This window comes from Duganella sp. Dugasp56, assembly GCF_047304105.1.
Taxonomy (GTDB): Bacteria; Pseudomonadota; Gammaproteobacteria; order Burkholderiales; family Burkholderiaceae_D; genus Rugamonas; species Rugamonas hordei.
Genome location: NZ_JBGLYQ010000050.1, coordinates 41,536 through 50,559, shown reverse-complemented (window position 1 = coordinate 50,559; position 9,024 = coordinate 41,536). Strand labels below are relative to the sequence as shown.

The window sequence follows — 9,024 nt, the reverse complement described above, 5'->3', positions numbered from 1 at the left end:
CCCCCCCCCCCCCCCCCCCCCCCCCCCCCCCGCCCCCCCGCCCCCCCCCCCCCCCCCCCCCCCCCCCCCCCCACCCCCGTTATTTCAGGCCGCCGCCGAGGGCGCGGTAGAGGTCGATCGCGCTGGTGGTGCGCAGCAGGCGCGCCTGCACCAGTGACTGCTGGGCGCTGAACAGTTCGCGCTGCGCGTCCAGCACGTCGAGCGAGCTGGCCACGCCGTTGTCGAAGCGCAGTTGCAGCAGCTTCAGGCGGTCGGCCTGGGCGTCCTGCACGGCGCGCTGCGCGGCCACCTGTTCGCCCAGGTAGTCGCGCGCGGCCAGCGCGTCGGCCACTTCGCGGAACGCGGTCTGGATGGTCTTCTCGTAGTCGGTCACGGCCAGGTTCTTGCGCACTTCGCTCAGCGTCAGGTTGGCGCGGTTGCGGCCGGCATCGAAGATCGGCAACGTCAGCTGCGGCGCGAACGACCAGCTGCCCGAGCCGCCGTCAAACAGCCCGCCCAGCGACGGGCTGCTGCTGCCCAGCGCGGCCGTCAGGCTGATGCGCGGGAAGAAGGCTGCGCGCGCGGCGCCGATGTTGGCGTTGGCCGATTTCAGCCGCTGCTCGGCGGCGCGGATGTCGGGACGGCGCGTCAGCAGGTCCGACGGCAGCCCGGTCGGCACGGCGCTCAGCAGGTCGATCTGCTGGTCGCTCGGCATGGCGCCGGCCGCGGCACCGGCTACGGCCTGCGACGATGGCTGGCAGACCAGCAAGGTCAGTGCGTTGTCCGCCTGCGCGCGCTGGCGCGCCAAGGTCAACGCGGCGGCGCGCGCGGTTTCCATCAGCGTTTCGTTGGAGCGCAGGTCCAGCCGCGACGAGGCGCCCACTTCGGCGCGCTGCTGCGTCAGCTTGTAGGTGCGGGCGCGCGCTTCATAGGTCTGCTGCGCCAGTGCGTACTGCTCGGCGTAGGCGCGCTCGGTGTAGTAAGCCTGCGCCACCTGCGCCACCAGGGCGATCTGCGCCGCCTGGCGCGCTTCGTCGGTGGCCAGGTAGGCCGCCAGCGCGGCGTCGTTCAGGCTTTTCACGCGACCGAAGAAATCCAGCTCGAAGGCGGATATCGCCAGGCCTGCGTCGTAGCGCTTGCCGATCGTGGTCTGGCCCGTCGGCGACAGGAAGGCCGGTGTCTTGGCCTTGGTCACGGCCGCGTTGGCGTTCAGGTTGGGCAGGCGGTCGGCCGACTGGATGTCGTACTGCGCGCGCGCTTCCTCGATGCGCAGGGCGGCCGTGCGCAGGTCGCGGTTGTTGTCCAGCGCGGCGGCGATCAGCTGCTGCAGGCGCGGATCGCTGAAGTATTCGCGCCAGCCGGTATCGACGGCGTCCTTCTGGCCGGGGCCGGCCTGCACGCTGGCGAAGCCGGTCTTGGCGCCCGCGCCGGCGGTATCGGCCGGGAAAGCGGCGGCCACCGGCGCCGCCGGGCGCTGGAAGGTCGGCGCCATCGAGCAGGCCGACAGCAGTGCCGCCGCCAGCACGGTCAGGGGCAGGGCAAACTTAGTCATAGGTTTCATGGTTCTTATCGTTCATTTCATGTGCGGCCAGTTTGCGCTGGCGTTCGCTGCCCTTGAAGATCTTGCGGACCACGACGAAGAAGACCGGCACCAGGAACACCGCCAGCACGGTGGCGGTGATCATGCCGCCCATCACGCCGGTGCCGATGGCGCGCTGGCTGGCCGAACCGGCGCCGGTGGCGACCACCAGCGGCAGCACGCCGAGGATGAAGGCCAGCGAGGTCATGATGATCGGACGGAAGCGCAGGTGCACCGCTTCCAAGGTCGATTCGATCAGGCCCTTGCCCTGCGCCTGCAGGTCCTTGGCGAACTCGATGATCAGGATCGCGTTCTTGGCCGACAGGCCGATGATGGCGATCAGGCCGACTTTGAAGTAGACGTCGTTCGGCAGGCCGCGCATGGTGGCGCCCAGCAGCGCGCCGAGCACGCCCAGCGGCACCACCAGCAGCACGGCCACCGGGATCGATTCGCTCTCGTACAGCGCGGCCAGCACCAGGAAGGCGGCCAGCAGCGACAGCGCGAACAGCATCGGCGCCTGCGAGCCGGAAGTCTTCTCTTCCAGCGACTGGCCGGTCCATTCGATGCCGAAGCCTGGCGGCAGCTGCTGCGCAAGGTGTTCCAGTTCGTCCATCGCTTCGCCGGTCGAGCGGCCGGGGGCGGCGTCGCCGGTGATGCGGATGGCCGGATAGCCGTTGTAGCGCACCAGCTGCACCGGACCCTGGATCCAGTGCGAGGTGGCGAACGAGGAGAACGGCACCATGGTGCCATTGCTGCTGCGCGCGTTGAGCTTCATGATGTCTTCCGGCTGCAGGCGGCGCGGCGCGTCGGCCTGCACGATCACGCGCTGCTGGCGCCCGCTGCTGGCGAAGTCGTTGACATACGAGGAACCGAGCGCGATCGACAGCATGCTGTTGACGTCGGCGAAGGTCACGCCCAGCGCGTTGGCTTTTTCACGGTCGATGTCGACCTGCAGCTGCGGCGAGTCTTCCAGCCCTTCGGGACGCACGCCCTTCAGGATGGCGCTCTTGGCGGCCAGGCCGAGCAACTGGTTGCGGGCGGCGATCAGCGCGTCGTGGCCCAGCGCGCTGCGGTCCTGCAGACGCGCCGTGATGCCGGTGGCGTTACCCAGTTCGCGGATGGGCGGAGGACTGAGCGGGAACACCACCGCGTCGCGAATGACCGACAGGTCCTTAAAGGCGCGCTGCGCGATGGCCTGCGCGGAGTCCTCCGGACCCCGTTCCTTCCAATCCTTCAGCGGCACGAACACCAGGCCGGCGTTCTGGCCGTTGCCCGAGAACGAGAAGCCCGCCACGGCGATGGTGCGCGCCACCGCAGGCTGCTTGCGGAAGTAGGCATCGACCTCGGTCAGCACGGCCTGCGTGCGGCTGGTCGATGCGCCGGCCGGCAGCTGGATGTTGGAGATCAGATAGCCCTGGTCTTCGTTCGGCAGGAACGACGACGGCAGGCGCGCATACAGCCAGCCCACCACGCCGCACAGCACGGCGAAGATCACCAGATAGCGGCCGGTGCGCTTGAGCATCTTGGCGATCACGCCCTGGTAACCTGTGGCGGTGACGGCGAAGCCGCGGTTGAACCAGCCGAAGAAGCCTTTCTTCTCGTGGTGATGGCCCGCTTCCACCGGTTTCAAGATGGTCGCGCACAGCGCCGGCGTCAAGGTCAGCGCCATCAAGGCCGAGAACAGCATCGCAGACACCATCGCCAGCGAGAACTGGCGGTAGATCGCGCCGACGGCGCCGCCGAAGAAGGCCATCGGAATGAACACGGCGATCAGCACCAGCGTGATGCCGATGATGGCGCCGGTGATCTGCGACATCGCCTTGCGCGTCGCGTCGCGCGGCGACAGGCCTTCCTCGCTCATGATGCGCTCGACGTTTTCCACCACGACGATGGCGTCATCGACCAGGATACCGATCGCCAGCACCATGCCGAACATGGTCAGCACGTTGATCGAGAAGCCGAAGATCTGCATCGCGGCGAAGGTGCCCATCAGCGCCACCGGCACCACGATGGTCGGGATCAGCGTGTAGCGGAAATTCTGCAGGAACAGGTACATCACCAGGAACACCAGCACCACCGCTTCCAGCAGCGTCTTGACCACTTCCTCGATCGAGATCTTGACGAACAGCGAGGTGTCGTAAGGGATGGTGTACTTCACGCCGGGCGGGAAGTACTTGGCCAGTTGGTCCATGCGCTCGCGCACCGCGGTGGCGGTCTGCAGCGCGTTGCCGGTCAGCGACAGCTGCACGGCGATGGCCGCGAACGGCGCGCCGTTCAGGCGCGCGTTGATGTTCAGGTTGGCGCCGCCCATTTCAATGCGCGCCACGTCGCTCAGGCGCACCAGCGAGCCGTTGGGGTTGGAGCGCAGCACGACCTGGCCGAACTCGGTGGTCGACGACAGCTGGCCGGTCACCACGATAGGCGCGGAGAAGGTCTGCTGCGCAGGGCTGGGCAAGTCGCCCAGCGTGCCGGAGGTGACCTGCGCGTTCTGCGCCTTGATGGCGGCGGTGACGTCGGCCATGGTCATCTTCAGGCCGACCAGCTTGGCCGGATCGACCCAGATGCGCATCGCGCGCTCGGTGCCGAACAACTGCGCCTGGCCCACGCCGGGAATGCGCTTGATCTCGTTGACCACGTTGCGCGCCATGTAGTCGCCCAGGCCGTAGGGATCGAGGCGGCCGTCGGTCGAGGTCAGGCCGACGAACATCAGGATGTTCGAGCGCGCCTTGTTGACCTGCACGCCCTGCTGCGTGACGGCGGCGGGCAGGCGCGATTCGACCCGCTTGATGCGGTTCTGCACGTCCACGGCGGCCAGGTCCGGATTGGTCCCCGGCACGAAGGTCACGGTGATGGTGACGGCGCCGGTGGCCTCGCTTTGCGACTCCACGTACTGCAGGCCGTCGGCGCCGTTCATTTCCTGCTCGATGACGCTGGTGACTGCATCGTCCAGCACCTGGGCGGTGGAGCCCGGGTAGTTGGCGGTGATGACGATCGACGGCGGGGCGATGGTCGGATACTGGGCCACCGGCAGGATGGTGATCGCCAGCGCTCCTCCCAGCAGGATGAACAGCGCGATCACCCACGCAAACACGGGGCGATCGATGAAGAACTTTGCCATCTGGGCTCCCGGTTATTTGGCTGCGGCCGGAGCGGCGGCAGCGGGTGCTGCAGTTGCAGCGGCAGCGGTGGCCGACGGCGCCTTCCACGGCTGCGGATTGACCGTCGCACCCGGCTTGGCCTTCTGGAAGCCTTCGACGATGATGCGTTCGCCGCCCTTGAGGCCGGAGCTGACGATCCAGTTCTGGCCTTCGTTGGCGGTGGCGACCACCGGCTGCGCGAGCACCTTGTTGTCGGCGCCGACGATCCACACCGACGAGCCTTCCGGGCTGCGCACCACGGCCTGCTGCGGCACGGTGATGGCGGCGCTGTCCACGCCCTGTTCCAGCCGCGCGCGCACGTACATGCCCGGCAGCAGGGTGCGGTTGGGATTGGGGAATTCGGCGCGCATGGACACCGCGCCCGAGCTTTCGTCCACCGACACGTCGGAGAACAGCAGCTTGCCCGATTGCGGATAAACCTGGCCGTCCTCGGTCACCAGCGTGACCTTGGCCTGGTCTTTACCAGCGCGTTGCAGCTTGCCGCCGGCCATGGCCTTTTGCAGTTTCAGCAGCTCGGTCGACGATTGCGTGATGGTGACGTAGATCGGATCGAGCGTCTGCACGGTGGCCATCGGCGTCGCTTCACCCTGGCCGACCAGCGCGCCCTCGGTCACCAGCGCGCGGCTGATGCGGCCGGAGATCGGCGAGGTCACGGTGGCATAGCCCAGGGTCAGGCCGGCGTTGGTGCGCGCGGCTTTCGAGGTGGCCAGGTCGGCCGCGGCCTGCTTCTGCGCGGTGACGGCGTCGTCGTATTCCTGCTGGCTGACGGCTTGCGCGGCCAGCAGCGGCTTGTAGCGCTTGACCTTCAGCTCGGCCTGCGCCAGGTTGGCCTCGGCCTTGGCGACGGCGGCCTGGCTGCTGTCGTAGGATGCCTGGAACTGGGCCGGATCGATGCGGAACAGCACTTCGCCGGCCTTGACGTCGCCGCCTTCCTTGAACACGCGCTGCAGCACGATGCCGGCGGTACGCGCGCGCACCTGGGCCACGCGCGAGGCTTCGGTACGGCCCGGCAGTTCGCTGGTGAGGGTGACGGCGGCGGGGGCGACGGTGACGACGGATACGGCGGCCGGGGGCGGGGCGGATGGCGCGGCGGCCTTGTCGCCGCAGGCGCTCAGCAAGGTTAAGGCGGCAGCTGCGACGGCAGTGTAACGAGGGACTGATCTCATGGATGGATCTCGTAAAAGGTTTGTTGTGTTGAACGTGCGCCGCTCGGGTCTGGTTATATGCCGAACGAGGTCGCAACATTGTAATGCATGCAGGAATGTAACGTTTTGTGAGCTGCAAAAACAAAAGGCGGGATCCCGGCCGCCGCCGAAATCCCGCCCCGATGGCCCGCGGCCGCCTTAGCGCATGCCGGAGATGATTTGTTTCAGCTTGCCCGAGTCGGCGCAGAAGGCGCGGATGCCTTCGGCCAACTTTTCCGAGGCCATCTGGTCTTCGTTGAGCTGGAAGCGGAAGGTTTTCTCGTCCTGGGTCAGCTTGATGATGCCGGCCGCCGGCGGCGCGTCGGCGCTGAGCTTGCGTTCGACGGGGCCGTCGGTGTCGGCCAGCTTTTGCAGCAGGTCCGGGCTGATGGTCAGCAGGTCGCAGCCGGCCAGTTCCAGGATCTGGCCGGTGTTGCGGAAGCTGGCGCCCATCACCTCGGTTTTATAGCCGAACTTGCGGTAGTAGTTGTAGATGCGCTTGACCGACTGCACGCCCGGATCTTCGGCGCCGACGTAGTCGATGCCGGTCGATTTCTTGTACCAGTCGTAGATGCGGCCGACGAACGGCGAGATCAGCTGGGCGCCCGCTTCGGCGCAGGCGATCGCCTGGCCCAGCGAGAACAGCAAGGTCATGTTGCAGCGGATGCCTTCCTTTTCCAGGATCTCGGCCGCGCGGATGCCTTCCCAGGTGGCGGCCATCTTGATCAGCACGCGCTCGCGCTCGATGCCGGCTTTTTCGTACAGCGCGATCAGTTCGCGGCCCTTGGCCACAGAACCCTCGACGTCGAACGACAGGCGGGCATCGATCTCGGTCGACACGCGGCCCGGGATGATGCGCAGGATCTGCTTGCCGAAGGCGATCAGCAGGTGGTCGATGGTGTCGGCGATCGAGTTGTCGAGGTTGTCGCGCACGGCCTTTTCCAGCAGCGGCTTGTATTCGTCCTTCTGCACGGCCTTCAGGATCAGCGACGGGTTGGTGGTGGCGTCGCGCGGGGTGTAGGCCTGGATGGACTGGAAATCGCCGGTGTCGGCGACTACGGTGGTGAATTTCTTGAGCTGTTCGAGCTGGTTCATGTGCACTGCCAATCAGGTGAAGGGAATAAGACTTGTCTTATTGTACTCAAGCGTGAACAATTGTTAAAGAATGCCCGCGCATTCGTCGCCGTATTGCCTTGAAATAAAGATCAGCTTGCTATTCTGCCATCCCCGGCCCGTTCAGCGCGATTGGCGCCGGGCGATCAGATGGTTGATCTCCGCCAGCAACACCTCGAAGCGTACCGGTTTTTTGAAAAAGGTGTCGTAGGGCAGGTCGGCATCCTTGCGCGGAATGCCGGCGCTGGCCAGGATGAAGGGAATGTCGCGCAGCGCCGGATCGGCGCGCCACGCCCGGCACAGGGCGGCGCCGTCGAGCACCGGCATCATGTAGTCCGACACCACGATGTCCGGCCGCTCGCGGGCGGCGGCGGCCAGCGCCCGCTCGCCGTTGATGGCGGTGCGCACGCGGAAACCGTGATATTCGAACAGCATCGTGTAGGCCGACAGCACGTCGAACTCGTCGTCGACCACCAGGATCAGCTTGCCGTCCGGATTGGTGTCCATGATTGCGGGAGCATCGCTCATATAGTCGCGCTACAGTGCCAGTGTGGGGACGACGGCACCGGACACCGCGCCCTCGATGCTCATGCCCGAGTCGGAAATGAGCAGGATGTGATTGGCGGCGTCGTAACTGTTTTCGCGCAGCTTGAGCACGCCGATCTGGCGGCGGTTGATACCGTTCACGTCGACATAGCGCAGCAGGATGATGTTCTCGAACAGCATCGAAGCCGACATGTCGCCGTGCAGCTGGCCCTGGCCGAAGTACGGCAGCTCCTGCGTGAAGAAGGTGGTCACGTTGCGGCAGCGCAGTTCGTTGACGAAGGCGGCCAGGAAGGAGCGCGCGCGTCCCTCGTGCAGCACGACTTCGCGCAGGCCGTCGAGGCCGTCGACCAGCAGCCGCGACACCGAGCGCCGCTCGACGTTGCTCAGCACGTCGTGCGCCAGCGCGTCGACCAGCACTTCCAGCGGCGGGTGCCAGATCAGCTGCAGCGCGCCGCTGTCGTAATAGGGCTTGAGGTCGATGCCGACGTTGGCGGCCTTTTCGATCAGCCGCTGTGGCGATTCGTAAAAGCCGGTGATCAGGCAGTGCTCGCCGCGCCGCAGGCCGTCGTAGATGAAGTGCAGGCCCATCAGCGTCTTGCCGACGCCGGGATTGCCCAGCAGCGCCGTGGTCGAGCCCCGGGCGACGCCGCCATGGGTCAGGTGGTCCCAGCCTTCGATGCCGAAGCCGAGCCGCTGGTGCGACACCGACGGCGTGGCCGCCGACAGGCTGCTGACCGCTTCCAGGCGCGGGTAGATGGCGATGCCATTCTCTCCCACCTCGAACACGTGGCGGCCCAGCAGGTGCTTGCTGCCGCGCAGCTTGAACACCTTGATTTCGCGGATCAGCTGCAGCCCCTGTTCGTACTGGCTCAGTTCGATCAGGCCGTCGACCAGCGTGTTTTCCGAATCGGCGACGTTGCCCTCGGTGGGCGACAGCAGGAAGGTGGTGCATTCCATGGTCGACACCAGCGAATTGAGCGAGAGCATGAACTCGGACAGCGCGACGTCGGACGGCTTGGCGTCGCGCACGGTGCGGAAGCCGTCGATGATCATGATGTCGGGACGCTGCTCGGCCAAGGTGCCGGCGATGGACTTGAGCAGTTCGCGCAGGCCGCCCTTGAGCAGGTCGCTGTAGGCGCCGAGGAAGACGATGCGGTCGCCGACCAGTCTTTCGTCGAAGAAGGAGAAGCTGCTCAGGTGGTTGAGCATCTTGCCGTGGGTTTCGGCGATCAGCGTCAGTATCAAGACCTTCTTGCCCTGCAGCGCGTGCTGGAAACCGATCTGGCAGGCCAGCGTGGTTTTGCCGCTGCCGGCCAGGCCCTGGATCAGATACAGGCTGTGGGCGGGGAAGCCGCCGCCGAGGATGCGGTCGAAACCGTCGACGCCGGTGCGCAGCAGCGGAATGCGCGCTACGGTGCCGGCTGTACTGGAAGTAAAGGTAGTCATGTCCACTCTCACGGAGGCT

General features: G+C 66.5%; 6 protein-coding genes. All 6 read right to left on the bottom strand.

The annotated features are described in order from the left end of the window. Positions 1-79: 79 nt before the first annotated feature. Positions 80-1,531 (bottom strand): efflux transporter outer membrane subunit, encoded by a 1,452-nt coding sequence (locus tag ACCD07_RS27130; RefSeq protein WP_413449147.1) that lies wholly within the window; start codon positions 1,529-1,531, stop codon positions 80-82. Beyond that, a complete protein-coding gene (locus ACCD07_RS27125; protein WP_413449146.1) occupies positions 1,524-4,676 on the bottom strand; it encodes an efflux RND transporter permease subunit in 3,153 nt (1,050 codons plus the stop codon). The genes ACCD07_RS27130 and ACCD07_RS27125 overlap by 8 nt, the downstream gene beginning before the upstream one ends. Positions 4,677-4,688: 12 nt before the next feature. After that, positions 4,689-5,882 carry an efflux RND transporter periplasmic adaptor subunit gene (locus ACCD07_RS27120; RefSeq protein ID WP_413449145.1) on the bottom strand — a complete coding sequence of 398 codons (1,194 nt, stop codon included), beginning with the start codon at positions 5,880-5,882 and terminating at the stop codon, positions 4,689-4,691. A 177-nt stretch (positions 5,883-6,059) separates the two neighbouring features. Continuing rightward, positions 6,060-6,995: a transaldolase gene (gene tal, locus ACCD07_RS27115; RefSeq protein ID WP_353403967.1), complete on the bottom strand. Its 936-nt coding sequence runs from the start codon at positions 6,993-6,995 to the stop codon at positions 6,060-6,062. A gap of 141 nt (positions 6,996-7,136) precedes the next feature. Beyond that, positions 7,137-7,541 (bottom strand): response regulator, encoded by a 405-nt coding sequence (locus tag ACCD07_RS27110; RefSeq protein ID WP_413449144.1) that lies wholly within the window; start codon positions 7,539-7,541, stop codon positions 7,137-7,139. Between the two features lie 9 nt (positions 7,542-7,550). Further along, positions 7,551-9,005, bottom strand: coding sequence for an ATPase domain-containing protein (locus ACCD07_RS27105; protein WP_353403969.1), 1,455 nt, complete (start codon positions 9,003-9,005; stop codon positions 7,551-7,553). Between the last annotated feature and the right edge of the window lie 19 nt (positions 9,006-9,024).